The sequence below is a fragment of the Mycolicibacterium sphagni genome (assembly GCF_002250655.1).
GTDB classification, from domain to species: Bacteria; Actinomycetota; Actinomycetes; order Mycobacteriales; family Mycobacteriaceae; genus Mycobacterium; species Mycobacterium sphagni.
Map to the genome: position 1 here is coordinate 11,167 of NZ_NOZR01000034.1, position 20,543 is coordinate 31,709.

At 64.2% G+C, this 20,543-nt stretch carries 15 protein-coding genes and 1 pseudogene; 8 read left to right on the forward strand and 8 right to left on the reverse strand.

Going from position 1 to position 20,543, the window contains the following annotated elements; all coding sequences use genetic code 11:
* Positions 1-4 precede the first annotated feature (4 nt).
* Both CG716_RS26910 and CG716_RS26915 read right to left on the reverse strand, forming a co-directional pair.
* A complete protein-coding gene (locus CG716_RS26910) occupies positions 5-1,420 on the reverse strand; it encodes a mechanosensitive ion channel domain-containing protein (protein ID WP_094484200.1) in 1,416 nt (471 codons plus the stop codon).
* Positions 1,420-3,642, reverse strand: a complete 2,223-nt coding sequence (locus tag CG716_RS26915) for an adenylate/guanylate cyclase domain-containing protein (RefSeq protein ID WP_094484236.1) — start codon at positions 3,640-3,642, stop codon at positions 1,420-1,422. The genes CG716_RS26910 and CG716_RS26915 overlap by 1 nt, the downstream gene beginning before the upstream one ends.
* A gap of 169 nt (positions 3,643-3,811) precedes the next feature.
* On the opposite strand from CG716_RS26915, the gene CG716_RS26920 reads away from it, so the two are divergent.
* Positions 3,812-4,666: an alpha/beta fold hydrolase gene (locus CG716_RS26920; protein WP_410430770.1), complete on the forward strand. Its 855-nt coding sequence runs from the start codon at positions 3,812-3,814 to the stop codon at positions 4,664-4,666.
* A gap of 6 nt (positions 4,667-4,672) precedes the next feature.
* On the opposite strand, the gene CG716_RS26925 is transcribed toward CG716_RS26920, so the two are convergent.
* Positions 4,673-6,283 carry a flavin-containing monooxygenase gene (locus CG716_RS26925; RefSeq protein WP_094484202.1) on the reverse strand — a complete coding sequence of 537 codons (1,611 nt, stop codon included), beginning with the start codon at positions 6,281-6,283 and terminating at the stop codon, positions 4,673-4,675.
* 120 nt (positions 6,284-6,403) lie between these two features.
* Here CG716_RS26925 and CG716_RS26930 point away from each other — a divergent pair, with 120 nt between their 5' ends.
* From CG716_RS26930 to CG716_RS26940, 3 genes and pseudogenes are all read left to right on the forward strand, one after another.
* Positions 6,404-7,585, forward strand: coding sequence for an acyl-CoA dehydrogenase family protein (locus CG716_RS26930; RefSeq protein ID WP_094484237.1), 1,182 nt, complete (start codon positions 6,404-6,406; stop codon positions 7,583-7,585).
* Between the two features lie 13 nt (positions 7,586-7,598).
* Positions 7,599-8,507, forward strand: coding sequence for a biphenyl-2,3-diol 1,2-dioxygenase (gene bphC / locus CG716_RS26935; RefSeq protein WP_094484203.1), 909 nt, complete (start codon positions 7,599-7,601; stop codon positions 8,505-8,507).
* Between the two features lies 1 nt (position 8,508).
* Positions 8,509-9,969, forward strand: a pseudogene (locus tag CG716_RS26940) (FAD-dependent oxidoreductase).
* Between the two features lie 20 nt (positions 9,970-9,989).
* Here CG716_RS26940 and CG716_RS26945 read toward each other — a convergent pair.
* The 5 genes from CG716_RS26945 to CG716_RS26965 form a co-directional block, all read right to left on the reverse strand.
* Positions 9,990-11,273 (reverse strand): HNH endonuclease signature motif containing protein, encoded by a 1,284-nt coding sequence (locus CG716_RS26945; RefSeq protein ID WP_094484204.1) that lies wholly within the window; start codon positions 11,271-11,273, stop codon positions 9,990-9,992.
* 119 nt (positions 11,274-11,392) lie between these two features.
* Positions 11,393-12,247, reverse strand: coding sequence for an enoyl-CoA hydratase (locus CG716_RS26950; protein ID WP_094484205.1), 855 nt, complete (start codon positions 12,245-12,247; stop codon positions 11,393-11,395).
* 109 nt (positions 12,248-12,356) lie between these two features.
* Positions 12,357-13,190, reverse strand: coding sequence for a mycofactocin-coupled SDR family oxidoreductase (locus CG716_RS26955; RefSeq protein ID WP_094484206.1), 834 nt, complete (start codon positions 13,188-13,190; stop codon positions 12,357-12,359).
* Positions 13,187-13,990, reverse strand: a complete 804-nt coding sequence (locus CG716_RS26960; protein WP_094484207.1) for a mycofactocin-coupled SDR family oxidoreductase — start codon at positions 13,988-13,990, stop codon at positions 13,187-13,189. The genes CG716_RS26955 and CG716_RS26960 overlap by 4 nt, the downstream gene beginning before the upstream one ends.
* Positions 13,990-15,603, reverse strand: a complete 1,614-nt coding sequence (locus CG716_RS26965; protein WP_094484208.1) for a flavin-containing monooxygenase — start codon at positions 15,601-15,603, stop codon at positions 13,990-13,992. Before CG716_RS26965 ends, CG716_RS26960 begins: the two co-directional genes overlap by 1 nt.
* Positions 15,604-15,706: 103 nt before the next feature.
* Between CG716_RS26965 and CG716_RS26970 the strand changes: the two genes are divergently transcribed.
* From CG716_RS26970 to CG716_RS26985, 4 genes are all read left to right on the forward strand, one after another.
* A complete protein-coding gene (locus CG716_RS26970) occupies positions 15,707-16,786 on the forward strand; it encodes a ferredoxin--NADP reductase (protein ID WP_094484209.1) in 1,080 nt (359 codons plus the stop codon).
* A 102-nt stretch (positions 16,787-16,888) separates the two neighbouring features.
* Positions 16,889-18,070: an acyl-CoA dehydrogenase family protein gene (locus tag CG716_RS26975; protein WP_094484210.1), complete on the forward strand. Its 1,182-nt coding sequence runs from the start codon at positions 16,889-16,891 to the stop codon at positions 18,068-18,070.
* Positions 18,070-18,978 carry a biphenyl-2,3-diol 1,2-dioxygenase gene (gene bphC, locus CG716_RS26980; RefSeq protein WP_094484211.1) on the forward strand — a complete coding sequence of 303 codons (909 nt, stop codon included), beginning with the start codon at positions 18,070-18,072 and terminating at the stop codon, positions 18,976-18,978. Before CG716_RS26975 ends, bphC (CG716_RS26980) begins: the two co-directional genes overlap by 1 nt.
* Entirely contained in the window at positions 18,975-20,444 is a 1,470-nt protein-coding gene (locus CG716_RS26985; RefSeq protein WP_094484212.1) for an FAD-dependent oxidoreductase, read from the forward strand. Before bphC (CG716_RS26980) ends, CG716_RS26985 begins: the two co-directional genes overlap by 4 nt.
* The last annotated feature ends 99 nt before the right edge of the window (positions 20,445-20,543 follow it).

Below are 20,543 nucleotides of genomic sequence, written 5' to 3' on the forward strand. Positions count from 1 at the left end.
TCGCTCAATCAATGTCCACTTCGGTCGTCTGATCCAGTGCACGAAGGACGTGCTTGCGTCGTTCCTCGATGGTCCGGCCCAACTCTTGCTGAAGGCGCGGATTGCGCTGTACCAACTCGGCGATCTTGTCCCGGCCGACGAATACCGCGGTGACCTCCCCGACCGCGTAGGCGGACCCGAGAACCGGCTGACGGGTCAGCGTGGACTGCCCGAGGAAGGAACCTTCATCCTGGGTCCAGGCGACCACCTCGGAGCCGTCTTCCATGATCGCGTTCATCTGCACGGCGCCCGCCAGGACGAATGTCATCCCGGCAGGGGTCTCGCCCGCCCGTTGCATCCGCTCTCCGTCGGCGTAGCACTCGATTCTCGCGTGCTCGACCAGATCCTCGTGCTCGTCACGGGTCAACCGAAACGTCGGACCGACGACCTTGAAGATGGCCTCTTCAACCCGCTCCGATGTGGAGAACGAGTCGTCGGCTTCGTCGAGGTGCAGCCCCTCGCGGCGCGCGGCGTACCAGATCCAGCGCCGGAATCTGGCTTTGGCCTTGCCGTCTTCGGCCGGCGATATGAGCGGGATTTTCGTCCGGTACTGCATCCCGCCGAGCGGCACGGTGTTGGGGTTTCGGCTCGGGTCGCGCTGGGGAAGCTCCGATGCCGCGAGGGTGAGCATGGCGCATACCCGTTCGGGTGGATCGTCGTGGGCGAAGACGGTCTCCACTTCGCACGTGTGTTTACCTTCGGGGCGGCTGAGGTTGGTGAATGACGCCGCGGCGAGCACCGAGTTCGGGGTGATCTGCAGCCCGGTGCTGGTTTCGAGATGGATAGCGCGCCAGTTCACTTCCACCACACGGCCCTTGGCCTGAGGTGTCTGCAACCAGTCGCCCAGCCGGAACGGCTGCTCAAAGAGCATCAACAACCCGGAGATGATCTGTCCCACCGAGTTCTGCAGCGTCAAGCCGACGACGATCGAAGTGATCCCCAGCGCGGTGAACAATCCTTTGACGTTGGCGCCCCAGATGTAGGCGAAGATCATCGCCAGGCCTACGGCGATGATAACGAAACGCACCACGTCGAGGAAGATCGACGGCATCCGTTTGCGCCAGGAGCCGTCGGGCGCGCTCTGGAACAGTGCCGCATTGATTCCCGACAGCATCAGCACCAGCACCACGAAGGCCGCGAGTGTGGAGACGACCCGTACCGACGTCGCGTGCGGCGGAACCCGGTTGGCCTCCAGCATCAAGAGCAGCAGCGCGGCGAGCGGCAGCAAGTAATTTCGCAGGATTGTGACTGGCCGCAGCAGCACACTTTGCCTGCGCTGCAACGCGTGTTGCCACTCGGTCAGCGCAACAAGGCCCAGCGGCAAACCGACCGCGATCCCAACCGCCCAGTAAAACCACGCTGAGGAGAATATGTCCGACATCAGCGACGCTCCGAGAGTCGCCAGATCGGTTGCGCCTGACCGTCAACCAGCGTTGTTCCCGCTGACTCGAACCGCATCGTCTCCTGCAGGACGTCGTGAACGCTGGACGTCACGTAGATTCCGGGTTGCGGTGAGCCATCCTTGATCTGGTGGGCCAGGTTGACGACGGAACCCCACATGTCGTAGACCACGGAAGGCCGGCCGAGCAGACCGCTGCTCACAGCGCCGGTGTCGACGCCCGCGCGCACGCTGAGGTCGTTGCCGGTCTCGTTGTTGAACCGGCTGACGATCTGCTGGCACTCCAACGCGAAATCCAACGTCCTGCGCACGTTGTCCAACCGTGGGATGGTGAGGCCGCAACTCGCCAGGTATCCGTTGCGCACGGTACGAACGGTTTCCATTCCGAGAGTCTCTGCGGCCGCATCGATCTGGCGGATCAATTCGTTGATCAACGTCAACGATGCGTCGGGGGTCAATTCGGCCTGAAGTCGATCGAGCCCGATGATGTCGGCGAAGATGACCGTCACATTCTGGTGCTCGACGGCGATGGTCTCCTCACCCTGCTTGAACCGCTCGGCGAGCGATTCTGGCATCAGTGAGCGCAACAGCTGGTCGTTTTCTTTGCGCTGCTGGTTGAGCAGATCTTCCTTGACCGTCAGGCTGCGACCCATCTCGTTGAAAGCTTCTGTCAGATCACCGATTTCGTCGCGAGTATCGACGGGGATGGTGACGTTGTAGTCGCCGGCGCTGATGCGTTGCGCACCGGTTTCCAGGCGTCTGATCGGTCGTACGAATATCTGAGCCAAATAGATCGGCAACAGGCACACCACGAAGATGATCCCGGTAGTGACCAAAACCATGATCTTGGTGAACGACGTTTCGCGAGCGAACGCCTCGCTGGTATCAACTTTCGCAACGATCGACCAATGTAGGTCCGAGTCCTTGATCACCACGGGCGCGTAAGCCTGAAGCGTGTCCTGCCCCAGGTAGTCCTGAGTGATGATAGTTCCGGTCTCGCCTTTTTGGGCGTTGCGGGTCGCCGCCGAGGTCATCGGCTGAACCAACGTGGTGCCACCCTGCCGAATCGCCATGTCGGCGACGTCAGGAGGCGTGCCGGCGTCGACGACATCGGCCTTGTACTGCTGAGGATTCTCCAGGAAGAGACGCGAATCAGATCGCATCAATTCGTCGGGGCCACCCAACACCGTCTCGCCGGTGTCGCCCATACCGACTTGCCGCCACTGCTTGTCGAACGTCATCAACCGGTTGATCTTGGTGATCGGGAACTGTAGCGCCAGCACCCCGGACGCGCGGCCGTCCTTGAGTATCGGGGCCACCATCCACGCGGTCGGCTGCATTTCGGCCGGCTGATAGAACTCGAAATCGGTGAACCCGACATAGTCGAGGGTGTTGGACGACATCGCCTTCAGATACGCCGCGTGGAGCTTGGATCCGGCATAGGGGCCATCGACGATGTTCGTACCGAGGTCGACATCCTTGTAGGCGCTGTAGACGACGTTGCCCCGCCCGTCGATCAGAAGCGCGTCCTGGAACTCGTAGCGTGTCGTGATCTGCCGGAAGAAGTCCTGGTACTGAGCATTGGCCGCTGACCACGCGCTTCCATCGTGGGCGTCATCCAGACTGATGGCATATTGATCGCCGTCATCGAGATTGAGGGGCCTCTTCGCGGTGTAGTTGGCTTGCAGGTATCGCTGGGCGTTGGATCTCGGAAGCACGGCGGTGGGGTCAAGCTTCGTGCCGCTGTATTGTTCGACCTCTTTGATGAAGCCGTTGTCGTAGTAGTCGGCGATCGACTGCGATTGCTCTGGGCTGATCTGGGCGTTCGCCAGTTGGTCGAATCCCGCGGTGAACGCCTCGAGCGCGCTGCGAGCGACCACTCCGTGGGTATAAATGATCAGCGAATTTCTGAGATCCGTGATCTGAGAGGTCAACTCGCGTGTCTGGGACTCCCGCACCTCGGTCAACCGGCTGAACACGGCGTCGCGCATCTCACTGCGCCCGGCCTGGAACGCGATACCACCGATCACCACCGAGGCGACCACGGTGCAGAGCACCATCATCAGGATCAATTTGGAGAGAATGCTGACGTGGGCCAGGAGCCGGCGACGGCGGAAACGGTCCAGACGTGTGCGCTGCACATCAGCCGCCGGGTCCCCTTCGGTGACCGCCTCGGCAGCGTCCTGTTCAGACACCTGCGTCATAGGCATCCCTTCGCCCGCCACGACCCGAAAGGCACGGGTCACCGAGCAGATTACCGCACCATGTGACCAATGAGGCTGCTGTGAACAACGATGAATCCGTTCATGTCGCGGCTCGCCTACCGGTACACCCGGTTGCCATCCCGGCCGCTGCGGTGTTCGGATAGCAACCGTGGATACGACTTACGAGGGCACCCAGCGCGAGATCTCCACCGAGAAAGGCGTTCTGCGCTATCACGAAGCCGGCGACGGCCCCCCTCTGCTCCTGCTGCACGGCTCGGGCCCCGGCGTCACCGGCTGGCGCAACTTCCGCGGCAACCTGGGATTCTTCGCCCAGCACTACCGGTGCCTGGTGCTGGAATTCCCAGGATTCGGGGTGAGCGACGATTTCGGTGGCCATCCGATGCTCGACGCCCAGGCCGCGGTGCCGGCGTTCGTCGATGCGCTGGGCCTGGAACGGGTGGATGTGATCGGTAACTCCATGGGCGGCGGTGTCGGCATCAACTTCGCGATCAACCATCGCGACCGGGTCGGCAAGCTGGTGACCATCGGCGGTATCGGCACCAACATCTTCAGCCCAGGTCCCAGCGAAGGGATCCGGCTGCTGCAGGAGTTCACCGAGGACCCCACCCGCCAGCGGCTCGTCGACTGGCTCAATTCGATGGTCTACGACCCGGCGCTGGTGACCGAGCAACTCATCGAGGAACGCTGGGCGCTGGCAACCGACCCCGAGACTCTGGCCAGTGCGCGGCGTATGTACGGCAAGGCCGCGTTCGCGGGGATGACGAAGATGATGCGCAACGCCGATTTCCCGCTGCCCTGGGCCATCATGCACAAGGTGAAGGCGCCCACGCTGCTGACGTGGGGGCGCGACGATCGGGTCAGTCCTTTGGACATGGCGCTGATCCCGATGCGCACCATCGAGAACGCCGAGTTGCACGTGTTCCCGAACTGCGGGCACTGGGTGATGATCGAAGCCAAGCAGGCGTTCGAGAGCACCGTGATGAGCTTCCTGCACCGGGACTAGCCCGCCTCAGGGCTCCTTGATCAGCTCGAAGCCCCGATAGCCGTCGGCGGCGACCTGGGCGCAGATGTCGTTGTAGGCGCCGAAGCCACCGATAAACAACATGAAAACCCGCGGCTTTCCAGGGATATTGGCTCCCAGGTACCAGGAGTTGGCTTTGGGGAACAGGGTGTTGGCGGCGCGCTGATTGAGTTCGGCCAGCCAATTCTCGACGGCTTCCGGCGTCGCCTCGATGCCGGCGTATCCGTGCGCGTCGAGATAGGCGATCGCCTCGGCGATCCAGTCCACGTGCGATTCGGCGTGCAGGACCATGTTGGCCAGCACCGCCGGCGCACCAGGGCCGGTGACCACGAACAGGTTCGGGAACCCGTCGTCGCCCAGTCCGAGATAACTGCGGGGACCGGCTGACCAGTCGTCGCGCAGTCGCTCCCCTGCTCGCCCGACGATGTCGATCTTGCCCAACGATCCGGTGAGCGCGTCGAATCCGGTGGCGAACACGATCGCATCGAGGTCCACATGCGCATCGGAGGTGTTGATGCCGGTGCCGTCGATCGACGTGATCGGTGTCCGCCGGACACTGATCAGGCTGACATTCGGCCGGTTGAACGTCTGAAAGTAGTTGGAATCAGTGCAGATTCGCTTCGTCCCGATCGGGTGGTCATTGGGGATCAACAGCTCGGCGACCTCCGGGTCGTCGATCACCGCACGAATCTTCTCCACCCAGAAACTGCGGGCCTCATCGTTGGCCTCGGAGTTGGTCAGCTGATCGGGAAAGGTCTTGGAGAACAGCACGCCGCCCAGCTGCCAACGCTCCTCGAACGCCGCCCGCCGCTCTTCCGGAGAGACGTCCATCGTCAATCGTGTCGTGCCCACGTACGGCGATCCGCCGCCGCTGCGCATCGAGGCCCGTCGCCGCTCGGCGTAGGTGGATTTGACCTCGGCGACCTGCTCGGCGGTGAGGGACGTGTTGCCCGCCGGGATGCTGTAATTGGGCGTGCGCTGGAAGACGGTGAGGTGCTCGGCCTGCTCGGCGATGATCGGAATCGATTGAATGCCTGAGGAACCCGTGCCGATGACGGCCACGCGCTTGCCGGTGAAGTCCACTCCCCCGTGCGGCCAGTGCGCGGTGTGGTAGAGCTCACCGCGAAAAAGCTCGAGCCCGTCGAACGCCGGCGTGACGGCTGCCGACAGGGCTCCCGTAGCCATGACGACGAATCGCGCGGTCACCGTCTGGCCTTCCTCTGTCGTCACCGACCAGCGCAGCGTGGTCTCATCGAGCACGGCGGCCGTGACCCGGGTGTTGAAGCTGATGTCACGGCGCAGGTCGAGTTTGTCGGCGACCCAGGTGAGATAGGCGAGGATCTCCGACTGGGCGGCGTACTTCTCGGTCCAAGTCCATTCCTGTTGGATCTCGTCGGAGAACGAGTAGCTGTAGTCGACGCTCTCGACGTCACACCGTGCCCCCGGGTATCGGTTGAAATACCAGGTGCCGCCCAGCTCTGGAGCCGACTCGAACACCCGGACCGCGAGGCCTTGCGTGCGGAACCTGTGTAGGGCGTACAACCCGGCGAATCCGGCACCGACCACCACGACGTCGAGTGCGTCGTCGCCTGCGCTCATGCCCAGCAGCGTAGGGCGACACTGCGCAAGTTGCCCCGCTCATCGGGACATTGCTCGATACTGGCGGTCTCGTGGGTTCAGGATGAAACCAACAGCCCAGACCTGGACTAAGGATGCATGATGACCGCTTCGGTGCTCGACAAGACGACGCAGCTGGCAGACCAGCTGCGCGAGCAGGCCGTAGAGGCCGAGAAGATCGGCAAGCTCACCGACCAGACCGTGAAGGCGATGAAGGATGCCGGCCATATCCGGCTGCTTCAGCCCGCGAAGTTCGGCGGCTTGGAGGTGCATCCGCGGGAATTCGCCGAGACCGTGATGGCGCTGGCCGCACTGGATCCCGCCGCCGGCTGGATCAACGGCGTGGTCGGCGTGCACCCATATCAGCTGGCCTACGCCGACCCGCGGGTGGCCGAGGAGATCTGGGCCCACGACGTCGACACCTGGGTGGCCTCGCCCTACGCTCCGCAGGGCATCGCCAAGCCCGTCGACGGCGGGTACATCTTCAACGGCCGGTGGCAGTTCAGCTCCGGCACCGACCACTGTGACTGGATCTTCCTCGGCGCCATCAAGAGCGACGCCGACGGCAAAATCCAGATGCCGCCGCAGATGCTGCACATGATCCTGCCGCGCAAGGACTACACCATCGTCGAGGACTCCTGGGATGTGGTCGGGCTGCGCGGTACCGGCTCCAAAGACGTCATCGTCAAGGACGCCTTCGTGCCCGACTACCGCGTGATGGACGCCTTCAAGGTGATGGACGGCACCGCGCAGCGCGAGGCCGGAATGACCGACACCCTCTACCTGATGCCGTGGTCGACGATGTTCCCGCTGGGCATCTCCTCGGCGACCATCGGCATCTGCGAAGGCGCGCTGGCCGCACATCTGGACTACCAGCGTGAGCGGGTCAGCGCGGCAGGCACCGCGATCAAGGACGACCCGTACGTGATGTACGCGATCGGTGAGGCTGCCGCCGACATCAACGCAGCGCGTCAGGAGCTTCTGGCCAACGCTGACCGGATCTACGACATGGTGGATTCCGGCAAGGAGGTGTCCTTCGAGGACCGCGCCGCCGGGCGGCGCACCCAGGTCCGCGCGGTATGGCGGGCAGTCAGCGCGGTGGACGAGATCTTCGCCCGCTCCGGCGGCAACGCCATGCGAATGGACAAGCCGCTGCAGCGCTACTGGCGCGATGCCCACACCGGCATGGCGCACGCCATCCACGTGCCCGGCACCACCTACCACGCCGCCGCGCTGAGCTCGTTCGGTGTCGATCCGCAGGGCCCGCTGCGGGCGATGATCTGACGGGAGTGGACCGGTGAGCCTCCTCAAGAGCCTGGGCTACGTCACCATCCACACCGCCGATATCGACCGCTGGCGCCAATTCGCGTTCGGAGTATTGGGATTCGCCGAAGGCAAAGGACCGGACCCGTCAGCGTTGTATCTGCGGATGGACGAGCGTGCGGCTCGCATCATCGTGGTCCCCGGCGACGGCGACCGGATCGCCACCGTCGGCTGGGAGGTTCGCGACCACGCGGCGCTGCAACAAGTCAAGGAGCTCCTCGACGGTGCGGGCGTGGCATTCAAGGAACTGTCGCAGTCCGAGGCCGACGACCGGCGAGTCGAAGAGGTCATCACATTCGACGACCCGGCCGGTACCACGCTCGAGGTGTTCCACGGCGCGGTTCTCGACCACAGCCCCGTCATCACCCCGTTCGGCGCGCGGTTCATCACCGGCGATCAGGGGCTCGGCCACGTCGTGTTGCCGGCGATGGATGCGCCGGGGTTGTTCGAGTTCTACACCGAGGTACTGGGTTTCGTATCTCGAGGCGCATTTCGCGTACCGCTGCCCAAGGAATTCGGGCCGATCCGGATCCGCTTCCTGGGCATCAACGAACGCCATCACAGCCTGGCGATCGCACCGGCAATGCATCAGCGCGACCCGGGCCTGATTCACATGATGGTGGAGGTCGACGAGCTCGATACGGTCGGGGCGGCTCTCGACCGCATCGCGGCGGAGGGTTTCCAGCTGTCGTCCACGCTGGGCCGTCACACCAACGACAAGATGGTCTCGTTCTATGTCCGCGCGCCGGGCGACTGGGACATCGAGTTCGGCACCGGCGGCCTGAGGGTCGACGAAAACCATTACACCGCTGAGGAAATCACGGCAGACAGCTACTGGGGTCACAAGTGGGTCGGCGACCTTCCGGCCGCAATGCGTCCCTGACGTGAACGCTGACGTGCATTCGGTCCCGGCCGCCTCGGTGGCGAACTGGGATCACGAGGCCGACGTGGTGATCGCCGGCTAAGGGGTCGCCGGGGCTGCGGCCGCGATCGAAGCCGCGGGTGCCGGTGCCGATGTACTGGTGCTCGAACGGGCCGGGGCGTGGGGCGGGGCTGCGGCGTTGGCGGGCGGCTTCATCTACCTCGGCGGAGGGACACCGCTGCAAACCGCCTGTGGTTTCACCGATTCCGTCGATAATATGGCGGCGTTCCTCAATACGGCGATGGGCCCCGGCGCTGACACAGAGCGCATCGCCGACTATTGCGAGGGCAGCGTCGCACACTTCGAGTGGCTGGTGAACTGCGGGGTGCCGTTCAAGGCGGAGTTCTTCGGTGAGCCGGGCTGGGAGCCTCTGGGCGACCAAGGACTGATGTACAGCGGCGGCGAGGACGCCTACCCGTTCAACACTATCGCCGAGCCCGCGCCACGCGGGCATGTGCCGACGATGCAGAACAAGAAGCAGGGCCAGGCCAGCGCCGGGTTCATGCTGATGAAGCCGCTTATCGAGACCGCGACAGAGCTGGGCGTGCGATCCGTATACGACGTTCGGGTGCTGTCGCTGGTCGTCGAGTCCGACGGCCGAGTCGTCGGTATGACTGCCCGCCAGTACGGAACTGACATCGCGATCCGGGCTCGCCGCGGGGTCGTCTTGGCCACCGGCAGCTTCGCCTACAACGAGTCGATGATGGCCCGGTTCACGCCGCGGATCGCGGGACGGCCGATCTCGGCGGTGGAACAGCATGACGGGCAAGGGATTCGGATGGCCCAGGCGGTGGGCGCCGACCTGGCTCATACCGACGCCACCGAGGTCGCGTTCTTCGTCGATCCGCAACAGCTGGTGCGCGGCATCCTGGTCAACGCGCGAGGGCAGCGCTACGTCGCCGAGGACACCTACCCCGGCCGCGCAGGTCAGCACACGCTCTACTACCAGGACGACAAGGCCTTCCTGATCCTAGACGAGCAGGGCCAGGAAGAGGCGCTGGCGTCGCAAACGCCCAAACTGATTCTGCGAAAGCCGAAGTGGGTGTGCGAGACGGTGGCCGAACTGGAGGCGGAGATGGGTCTGCCCGCGGGGAGCCTGCAGGATACGGTGGCGCGCTACAACGAAGGCGCGGCCCGCGGCGAGGATCCGTTGCTGCACAAGAAAACTCGTTGGCTGCGCCCATTCGGCAGCCCGATCGGCGCCATCGATCTGAGGCACAGCACCGGCGGATTCAGTCTCGGCGGCTTGCGCACCAGCCTTTCGGCCGAGGTACTGCATGTCAGCGGGGAGCCGATCCCGGGCCTGTACGCGGCGGGGCGCTGCACCGCCGGCCTGGCGGCATGGGGTTACGCCAGCGGTATCTCGTTGGGCGACGGCAGCTTCTACGGTCGTCGCGCTGGGCGCTCAGCGGCGCGTGGATAACGCATCAGCCGCCGTTTACGTCAATCTTTTTCATCGTCTTTGGGAAGCAATCGTTCGGGGTGGTGGTAGTCGTTGACGCCGCCGCGTAGTGGGACGCCTGGTGGTGGTGCCCAGTGGGTCTGGCCGTCGGGACGTTGGCGGGTGGTCCAGCCCTCGTTTTCGACCAGGAGGTTGTCGCATTTGCATGCCAGGGTCATGTCGTCGACGTCGGTGTTTCCGCCGTGCTTCCAGTCCTTGGCCGCATGGTGGACTTGGCTGTTGTAACCGTTGACGGTGCACCCGGGCGCTGAGCAGCCACGGTATTTGGCCAGCAACATGATTCGCTGATCGGCCGACGCCAACCTCTTACTGCGACCCAGCCACAGCGATTTGCCTGTCACACCGTCGAACACCGCCAAGTAGTTGTATGACGGCGTTGCTGCTCTGATGAGGTCCGTGATCGGGATCAGCGTCCCGCCGGCGGTGACTGCGTGTCCCGCACGACGCTGCAGCTCCTGCAGGGTCGTCGTGACAATCATGGTGACCGGAAGTCCATTGTGCTGGCCCAGTTTCGGATCTCCCAGGCGACTGCGGACCAAGTCGGCCAACGCGTCGTGTTGGCGCTGGGCATGACTGCGCACATCGTCGGGCTCGGGCGCGGCGGTCTTGGCGAACAACGCATCGAGTTGTGCCCGCAGCACCGGATCGGCGATGAGCTTTCCAACGCTCATCCCGTCGGGGCGCTGGCTCCCGCACCACAGGAAGCCACGCTTGCGGGCCCGGTCTTCCTCGGAATACTTGCCGTCGGGATTGAGGTGGGTGGCTAGGCGGTCGGCGACCTTCTCCAGCTGGTCCGGGCGCAGATTCACCGCATGCTCTGCCAAGGACCTCTCGGCCTTCTCGACGTCGGCCGGGCCGACATGGTCGGGCAGATCCTTGAAGAACGTCTGGATAACCCGTACGTGTTCGCCATCGAGATCCCCGGCCTGCCACGCGGTGGCGGTCGCCGGAAGCAACGCCGGCAGCGGTTCGCCGGTCAGCGAGGTGCGCGCCGTCAGCTGCTCCGCATCACGCAGTCGCCGCTTGGCCGCAGAACGGCTGATCCGCAATACATCGGCCAGCACGATCGAGATCGGCGGACACCCTTCATAGCGCTCCAGATGCGTGATCTGCGCGTGTGACACCGCGACCTGACGACGCACCGCCTTCTCCAGCCGCTCGATAGCCGCAAACCGCGCCGGTGCGGGTAATTCGTCGATGTCGGCGGCAGCCACGAGTCCGACCGCGGCATCAAGCGCATCCAGAGCCACATCGATCGAACGCATGTTCGGATACTACGTCGACCAACCGACAAGTCTGGTGCTTCCGGCCGCTGATGTGGATGAGCCCTGATCTGTGGAAACCCCTGCAGTACTTCCCAGTTCGGGCGTCGCCCCGGACCTGGCTACCGCGTTGGACTCGGGGCCGCCATCGCCTTCGCGTCCAGGCCGCCAAGGGAGTCTTGTCCCACCTCCACGTTGTGTGAATGTGCGAAGTGATGCAGACCGAACACCGCGTCCATGCCGTTGCGCAAGCCCATCTGGTCTTCGCACTGGTTGACCGCCCGCTTCGCCAGTGCGAGACCGAATCTCGGCATGGTCGCGATGCGCTCGGCCATCTCGAGTGTCACGGCGCGGAGTTCTTTGCGCGCCACGACCCGGTTGACCATTCCAATCTCGTAGGCACGCTGTGCACCGAACTTGTCCCCGGTGAAGAGCATCTCCTTGGCAAAACGTGACCCCACAATCCAAGGGTGGGCGAAGTATTCAACGCCCGGAATACCCATTCGCACGACGGGGTCCGAGAAGAAGGCGTCCTCGGAGGCGACGATCATGTCGCAGATCCATGCCAGCATCAGCCCGCCGGCGATGCATGCACCGTGGACCATCGCGATGGTGGGCTTGGGAATCTCACGCCATCGGCGACACATCCCCAGGTACACCTCGACTTCGCGGGCGTAGCGCATGTCGCCACCCTCTTTGCCGACGTGGTCCCACCACAGCGCTGCCTTGTTGTCGTAAGAGATGTGGTGGTCCCGGTCAGGTGTGCCGATGTCGTGGCCGGCACTGAAATGATCGCCGTTGCCGGCAAGAACGATGACGTGCACGGCATCGTCCTCGACCGCCCGCTGGAACGCGGCGTCCAGTGCATACGTCATGACCGAGTTCTGGGCATTGCGATAGCGGGGTCTGTTCATCGTCACTACGGCGGTTCCGCCTACGACCTCGTAGGTCACCACGTCATCACTGAGTGCTGTCATCTCATGCCTCTCGCACCGATTTCGTTCTCTGCTGCCATCAATATCGCACCGTGGCTGGAGTGCAATTCGACGAACTACTCATTGACTGGGAGTTGGGCAGATCACACGTCTAGCGTTGGGTGCTTCCCGCGTCGACCGGCAAACTGACCGAGGTGATGTACCGCGCCTCGTCGGACGCGAGAAACAAGCTGGCATTCGCGACATCCATTGGATCGACCCATGGCACGGCCAACATGTTCATCCGCGTCGCGGCCTCCGCGAACTCCTCCTTGGTCGGCGGCCGGCTCAGATCAGGCCGAAACGCACTCCGGACCGAATCGTTCTGGATCAGCGGTGTATCGACGTTCGTCGGGTGCACCGAGTTGACCCTGACACCATGAGGTGCAAGATCAATTGCCAAACTGCGCATCAGACCGACCACGCCGTGTTTGGCGGCGGTGTAATGGGCCACGCCCATCAGACCCCGCAACCCGGCGATGGAGTTGACCATGACGATCGAGCCCGCCCCGCGATCGATCAGATGGGGAATCGCAGCCGTACAGGTGTGCCACACTCCAGTGAGGTTGACGTCCAGCATGGTGCGCCACGTTGATTGCGTCATCTCAATGGCAGGACTGCGTGAAGTGATTCCTGCTGTGGCACAGACGATGTCGATCCCGCCAAATCGGGCAGCTCCGCGGTCGGCTGCTGCTCGTAAAGCGTCCAGATCGCGCACATCGACGATATCGGCGGCAATCTGGCCACCTGCCTGCTTCACTAGGCGGGCGGTGTCGTCAAGGTCGCCTGGCGTGCTGGCTGGCACGTGCACCGATTCGATCGGTCCACACACATCGACACCGATGATCGCCGCGCCCTCCTGCGCGAAGCGAACTGCCTGGGCCCGGCCGATGCCGCGGGCGGCCCCAGTGATGAATGCGGTCTTACCCGTCAGTCGCCCCGTCATGTCGTCTTCTGAGTGAGGCCGGCGTCGACGACAAGTTGACTGCCGGTGATGTAGCGGGAGTGATCAGATGCCAGGAAGACGACGGCATTGGCCACGTCGACGGGCTCCACCCACGGCACCGGAAGTAGGTTTCTCGCAGTGAGGACTTCGGCGGCATCGGCCTCGGTGGGGCTATCCAGGTCGGGCCGTAACCGCTTGTACGTTACCGGGTTTCGCACCATTGGGGTCGCGACCGCACCCGGGTGCACGGTGTTGACGCGAATGTTTCTGGGTCCCAGTTCATTGGCGAGTGTGCGGGCCAACCCGACGACGGCGTGCTTACTGGCCGTGTAGTGAGCGGTGCCGGCGGTGCCCCGTAACCCGTTGGTGGAACTGATGATCACCACGGCACCACCGTCGGGGCCGATATGTGGCGCGCCCGCCCTGACCGTGTGCCATACACCGGTGAGGTTGATGTCGATGGTGCGCTGCCATTCCTGCGGGCTGATCTGCCATGCCGGCCCGCCGAGGGTGTGGATGCCCGCGTTGGCCACGATGAAGTCGAGGCGGCCCAGCTGTTTGACGCCGGCATCGACCGCGGCAGTGACCTCGTCGAGGGCGGCAATGTTGGCCAAGCCGATGACCGCGCGCCGACGCCGCTCCCCTACCCTTTCCGCAGTGTCGCGTAGGCCGTCGGCGGCGTCGCTATGGTCGAGCATGATGACATCGGCACCCGCGTCGGCGAAGCGCTCACAGTGCACCCGCCCGGTTCCTCCGCCGGCGCCGGTAACCAGGACAACCTTGCCGTGCAGGCTTGACACTATGGCGTCTTGATGAGGTCGAAGCCCTTGTAACCAGCGGCGGCCACCTCGTTGCAGATATCGAGGTAGGTGGCGAAGCCGCCGATGAACAGCATGAACTGCCGGGGCTTGCCGGGCACGTTCGCGCCCATGTACCAGGAGTTGGCTTTGGTGAACAGCGTTGCCTCAGCACGCTGGGCGCACTCGGCAACCCAGTTCTCCACCGCATCGGCCGCCGGCTCGATCCCGGCGCAGCCGTGGTCATCGAGGTAACCGATGGCATCCGCGATCCAATTCACATGCGCCTCGGCGTGCAACACCATGTTCGCCAAGACGGCAGGAGCACCCGGCCCCGACACCAGAAACAGATTGGGAAACCCATCGGTGCCCAGACCGAGGTAAGTTCGCGGCCCGTCGGCCCAATCGTCAACCAGCTTTTGGCCGCCGCGGCCAACGATGTCGATTTTGGCAAGCGTGCCGGTCATTGCGTCGAAGCCGGTGGCCAAAACCAGTGCATCGATGTCGTAATGGGCTTCGGAGGTGTTGATTCCCGACTCGTCGATCGATTCGATCGGGGTCTTTCGGACGCTTACCAGCTTGACGTTGGTTCGGTTGAACGTCTGAAAGTAGTTTGAGTCGGTGCAAATTCGCTTCGTGCCGATCGGGTGATCGGTTGGGATGAGCAACTCAGCCAGATCGGGATCGTCGATGACTGAGCGAATCTTCTCTTCGTAGAACTTGCGCGCCTCATCGTTGGCTTCCCGCGAGACCATCTGATCGGTGAAGGTCTTCGAGAACAGCACGCCGCCGAGGTCCCAACGCTTTTCGAACGCTGCCTGCCGCTCCTCGGGCGTCGCTTCCATGGTCAGCTTCGGATGCGCAACGTGCGGCGAGCCACCGCCGCTGCGCCATGACACCCGCCGTCGCTCGGCGTAGTTCGCCTTGATGTCGGCCACCTCGTCGGCTGTCAAGGGCCGGTTGCCTGCCGGCACGCTGTAGTTGGGCGTGCGTTGGAACACGTAAAGCTGTTGCGCCTGTTCAGCGATGATCGGAATCGATTGGACTCCCGATGAGCCGGTGCCGATCACAGCGACCCGTTTACCGGTGAAATCAACACCCTCGTGCGGCCAATGCGCGGTGTGGTAGATCTCGCCGCCGAAGGTGTCCAGCCCGGCGAAGTCGGGAGTGATCGCCGCCGACAGCGGACCGGTGGCCATCACGACGAACCTCGCCTCGACGCTGTCCCCGGCGTCGGTCGTGACTGTCCACCGCAACGTCTGCTCGTCAAGCACCGCGCTCACCACGCGGGTATCGAAGGCAATGTCGCGGCGCAGATCTAGCTTGTCGGCGACCCAGTTGAGGTAGGCCAGGATCTCACTCTGAGTGGCGTACTTCTCGGTCCACGTCCATTCCTGCTGCAGTTCGTCGGAGAACGAGTAGCAGTAGTCCACGCTTTCCACATCGCAGCGGGCCCCCGGGTAGCGGTTGTAGTACCAGGTGCCGCCCACGTCTGGTGCGGCCTCGAATACCCGCACCGACAGCCCCTGCGAGCGGAACTTGTGCAGGCCGTACAGGCCCGCGAACCCGGCCCCCACCACAACGACATCGACAGGAGTCTTCGATTCACCGCTCACGCGCCGAACGCTAGGCGCTCGTCGCGCGCCCGTGCGGCGTACTTCCCGGTCAGCGGGCGCCGAGAGACCGCGTCACGGCGATCGCACGCCAGAATCGGCGTCCATGACCGACGTCGAGAGCGGCAGTGAAGCGGTCGCCCTGGGGCGTGGCGTATTGGTGACGGTGTCCGACGTCATCGTGGAGAGCTCCGACGCCCACTCGCTGGTGTTCGCGATTCCCGATGACCAGCGTGATCGATTCGCCTATCGGCCCGGACAGTTCTTGACATTGCGCGTGCCCAGCGAGCGAACGGGATCGGTAGCCCGATGCTATTCGCTGGCCAGCTCACCCCACAGCGACCAAGCACTAAAGGTGACCGTCAAACGGACTATCGACGGATACGCGTCGAACTGGCTGTGCGACAACATCACCCCCGGTGACACTATTGAGGTCTTACCCCCTGCGGGCGTGTTCACCCCAGCCGACCTCGACGCGGACTTCCTGCTGTGGGCGGCCGGCAGCGGAATCACGCCGGTGATGTCGATCCTGAAATCTGTGTTGGCCGCGGGGACTGGCCGGGTGGTGCTGTGCTACGCGAACCGAGACGAACAGTCGGTGATCTTCGCCGCCGAGTTGCGCCATCTCGCGGCCCGCTATGCGGGCCGGTTGACGGTATTGCACTGGCTGGAATCGTTGCAGGGCTTGCCCACCCGTGCACAGGTGAGTGGATTCACGCACACGGTATTCGCCGGTTCGGCAGCAGTCGAATCGTTCATCTGTGGGCCAGCGCCGTACATGGCGGTCATCAACGAGGCTCTCTCAGAGGCCGGTGTACCTCGGCAGCGAATCCATCTGGAAGTGTTTCAGTCACTGTCCGGGGATCCGTTCACCGACGATATCGGCTCGGGCGTCATCGATTCCGATACCAGCGACGCCGCCACGGTGCAGCTCTACCTAGACGGAACATGCCACCGGTTGCGGTGGCCCAGACGCGCAACACTGGTCGACACCATGCTCGCCGCCGGTATTGATGTGCCGTATTCCTGCAAGGAAGGCCGCTGCGGATCGTGCGCGGCGACCGTGCTCCGCGGCGAGGTGGAGATGGCTTCCTGCGACATCCTCGAACCCGAGGACCTCGCCGACGGCTTGATCTTGGGCTGCCAGGCCAGGCCCGTCTCCGACGACCTCCACATCGAGTTCTGAAGGCAGTGAGTGCAACGGCTTTCCACTGAACGGGATTCGGCGCGGTTGCCGACAGCGGAGCGGCTCACGATGAGTGATAGCGACCGACGATAGGACCAGATCATGACTGAGCGCGTAATCGACCGCGTGCGCGAGATCGCCGACCAACTGCGTGACCAGGGCGCCGAGGCCGAGAAGATCGGCAAACTCACCGACGACACCGTCAAGCTGATGAAGTCCGCAGGCAATATCCGCCTGCTGCAGCCAAAATCCCACGGCGGCCTCGAAGTACATCCTCGCGAGTTCGCCGAAACCGTGATGGCCACCGCCGCACTCGATCCGTCCGCCGGCTGGATCAACGGTGTCGTGGGTGTGCACCCCTACCAGCTGGCTTATGCCGATCCCCGGGTCGCCACGGAAATCTGGGCCGACGACGTCGATACCTGGGTCGCCTCCCCTTACGCTCCACAAGGGGTGGCCACGCCGGTCGACGGCGGCTATCTCTTCAACGGTCGGTGGCAGTTCAGCTCCGGCACCGACCACTGCGACTGGATCTTCCTCGGCGCGATGCTCGGCGACGCCGACGGTAAGCCGTTGATGCCGCCGCAGATGCTGCACATGATCCTGCCGCGCAAGGACTACACGATCGTCGAGGACTCGTGGAATGTCGTGGGGCTGCGCGGCACCGGCTCCAAAGACGTCATCGTCAAAGACGCGTTCGTACCGTCCTATCGCACGATGAACGCGATGAAGGTGATGGACGGGACGGCGCAGCGTGAAGCCGGCATGACCGACACGCTCTACCTCATGCCGTGGTCGACGATGTTCCCGCTGGGCATCAGTGCGGCGACCATCGGCATCGCCGAAGGCGCCCTGGCGGCAGCACTGGATTACCAGCGCGAGCGAGTGAACTCCAGCGGAGTGGCGATCAAGGACGACCCCTACGTCATGTACGCCATCGGTGAGGCCGCCGCCGACATCAACGCCGCCAGGCAGGAGCTGCTCGCGAACGCCGATCGCATCTTCGACATGGTCGACGCGGGTAACGAAGTGTCCTTTGAAGACCGCGCTGCAGGCCGGCGCACCCAGGTGCGCGCCGTGTGGCGTGCGGTGGCAGCGGTCGACGAGATCTTCGCGCGGTGCGGCGGCAACGCCACGCGGATGGACAAACCACTGCAGCGGTACTGGCGCGATGTGCATGTGGGGCAGGCGCACGCCATTCACGTACCCGGGACGGTCTATCACGCGGCGGCGCTAAGCTCGCTGGGTGTGGATCCACAGGGCCCACTGCGGGCGATGATCTGATGGGTGACCTCAAGAGCCTCGGTTACGTCACGGTTGCAACTTCCGACATCCCGCGGTGGCGGCAGTTCGCCTTCGACGTACTCGGCTTCGCCGAGGGCTCGGGTCCTGATTCCGATGCGCTGTATCTGCGGATGGACGAACGCGCCGCGCGGATCATCGTCGTTCCCGGAGACACCGACCGGATCGTCACCGTCGGCTGGGAGGTCCGCGACCACGCGGCGCTGCAGCGGGTCAAGTCGGCGCTGGACGCCGCGGGCGTGCCGGTCAAAGAACTCTCGCAAGCCGAGGCCGATGCACGCCGCGTCGAAGAGGTGATCGCGTTCGACGATCCGGCGGGCACCTCAACAGAGGTGTTCCACGGCGCCGTCCTCGACCACAGCCCCGTCGTGACGCCGTTCGGCGCGCGGTTCGTCACCGGAGAGCAGGGACTCGGACATGTCGTGCTGCCCGCGCTCGACGTGCCCGGTTTGTTCGATTTCTACACCGAGGTATTGGGATTCGTCTCGCGCGGCGCATTCCGGGTGCCGGCCCCGCCGGAGTTCGGCCCGATTCGGGTCCGGTTCCTCGGTATCAACCAGCGCCACCACAGTCTTGCGCTGTGCCCCGCGATGACGTTGCGGGACCCTGGCGTGATCCACCTGATGGTCGAGGTCGACACACTCGACGCGGTGGGCCAGGCCCTGGACCGGGTGAACAGGGACGGCTTCCAGCTGTCGTCCACTCTGGGCAGGCACACCAACGACAAGATGGTGTCGTTCTACGTACGCACCCCAGGAGACTGGGACATCGAATTCGGCACCGAAGGCATGTGCGTCGACGAAACGTATTACACGGCTGAGGAAATCACCGCCGACAGCTACTGGGGCCATCAGTGGGTATCGGACCTGCCCGCGGCCATGCGCCCATGACAGCCGAGGATGACGTCACCCCGGTTCCCGCCTCATCGATCGAGAACTGGGACCACGAGGCCGATGTGGTCATCGTGGGCTACGGCATCGCGGGCGCCGCAGCGGCTGTGGAAGCGGCCCGCACGGGCGCCGACGTCCTGGTGCTCGAGCGCACCGGGTCGTGGGGCGGCGCCGCGTCGATGGCGGGCGGGTTCCTATACCTCGGCGGCGGTACGCCGATCCAGAAGGCTTGCGGCTTCACCGATTCGCCTCAGAACATGGCAGCGTTTCTCAACGTCGCGATGGGACCGGGGGCCGATGAGACCCGAATCGCGGACTACTGCCACGGCAGTCTCGCCCACTTCGACTGGCTCACGGACTGCGGTGTGCCGTTCAAACCGGAGTTCTGGGGCGAGCCTGGATGGGAGCCACCAGGAGACCAGGGTCTGATGTTCACCGGCGGTGAGAACGCCTACCCGTTCAACACGATCGCCGAACCCGCTCCGCGCGGCCATATTCCGCAGATGACCGGAAAGGTCGCCGGCGAGAAGAGCGGTGGATTCATGTTGATGAAGCCACTGGTCGAGACTGCGACGTCGCTCGGCGTGCGAGCCGTCTACGACGTGCGGGCGCAGACGTTGATCGTCGAATCCGACGGTCGGGTGTCGGGGGTAATCGCTCGACAGTACGGCGAGACGGTGCGGGTACGCGCCCGGCGCGGGGTGATGCTGGCCGCGGGCAGCTTCGCCTACAGCGAGTCGATGGTCAAGCAGTTCGCACCGGGTATCGCCGGACGCCCTGCCGCTTCCATCGAACAACACGATGGGCGCGCGATCCGAATGGCCCAGGCGCTCGGCGCGGATCTCGCGCACATGGACGCCACCGAGGTGGCATTCCTGATCGATCCGCAACAGACCGTGCGCGGCGTTCTGGTCAACGGCCTCGGTCAGCGATACGTCCCCGAGGACATGTACTCCGGCCGGATCGGACAACTGACGCTTTACCGGCAGGAAGACACCGCCTACCTGATCATCGACGGCGACGCCCAGGACGAAGCGATGGCGGCGACGTCGGCCACCCCGTTTCTGAAGAGACCCGCGACGTGGGTGTGCGAATCGGTCGCCGAACTCGAGGCCGAAATCGGTCTACCGGTCGGTTCCCTGCAAGCGACGATCGGCGCCTACAACGAGGCGGCCGCACGGGGCGAGGATCCGCTGCTGCACAAGAAGCCGGAGTGGATCAAACCGATCATCACCCCGGTCGGTGCGATCGACCTGCGGGCCAGCTGCGGTGGCTTCACCCTCGGCGGGCTGATGACCTCATTGAACGGGGAGGTCATGCACGTGAGCGGCGAGCCGATCCCCGGACTGTTCGCGGCGGGACGCTGCACCGCCGGCCTGGCGGCATGGGGCTATGCCAGCGGGATCTCGCTGGGCGACGGAAGCTTTTACGGCCGGCGGGCCGGTCGCGCTGCCGCCCACGCGTAGCCTCCGTCGCGTTCGTCATTGGCCGACACGGACGGTCAACACTCCGCAATCTTATGTGACAGGGCCCACAGCACTGTGCTAAAACTATATGACTAATAG

Bases quoted from the DNA above. Each gene is read 5' to 3' on its own strand.
- CG716_RS26910 (WP_094484200.1), bottom strand. From the start codon at position 1,420: ATGTCGGACATATTCTCCTCAGCGTGGTTTTACTGGGCGGTTGGGATC.
- CG716_RS26915 (WP_094484236.1), bottom strand. From the start codon at position 3,642: ATGACGCAGGTGTCTGAACAGGACGCTGCCGAGGCGGTCACCGAAGGG.
- CG716_RS26925 (WP_094484202.1), bottom strand. From the start codon at position 6,283: ATGAGCGCAGGCGACGACGCACTCGACGTCGTGGTGGTCGGTGCCGGA.
- CG716_RS26930 (WP_094484237.1), top strand. From the start codon at position 6,404: ATGACCGCTTCGGTGCTCGACAAGACGACGCAGCTGGCAGACCAGCTG.
- CG716_RS26945 (WP_094484204.1), bottom strand. From the start codon at position 11,273: ATGCGTTCGATCGATGTGGCTCTGGATGCGCTTGATGCCGCGGTCGGA.
- CG716_RS26950 (WP_094484205.1), bottom strand. From the start codon at position 12,247: ATGACAGCACTCAGTGATGACGTGGTGACCTACGAGGTCGTAGGCGGA.
- CG716_RS26955 (WP_094484206.1), bottom strand. From the start codon at position 13,190: ATGACGGGGCGACTGACGGGTAAGACCGCATTCATCACTGGGGCCGCC.
- CG716_RS26970 (WP_094484209.1), top strand. From the start codon at position 15,707: ATGACCGACGTCGAGAGCGGCAGTGAAGCGGTCGCCCTGGGGCGTGGC.
- CG716_RS26975 (WP_094484210.1), top strand. From the start codon at position 16,889: ATGACTGAGCGCGTAATCGACCGCGTGCGCGAGATCGCCGACCAACTG.
- bphC (WP_094484211.1), top strand. From the start codon at position 18,070: ATGGGTGACCTCAAGAGCCTCGGTTACGTCACGGTTGCAACTTCCGAC.
- CG716_RS26985 (WP_094484212.1), top strand. From the start codon at position 18,975: ATGACAGCCGAGGATGACGTCACCCCGGTTCCCGCCTCATCGATCGAG.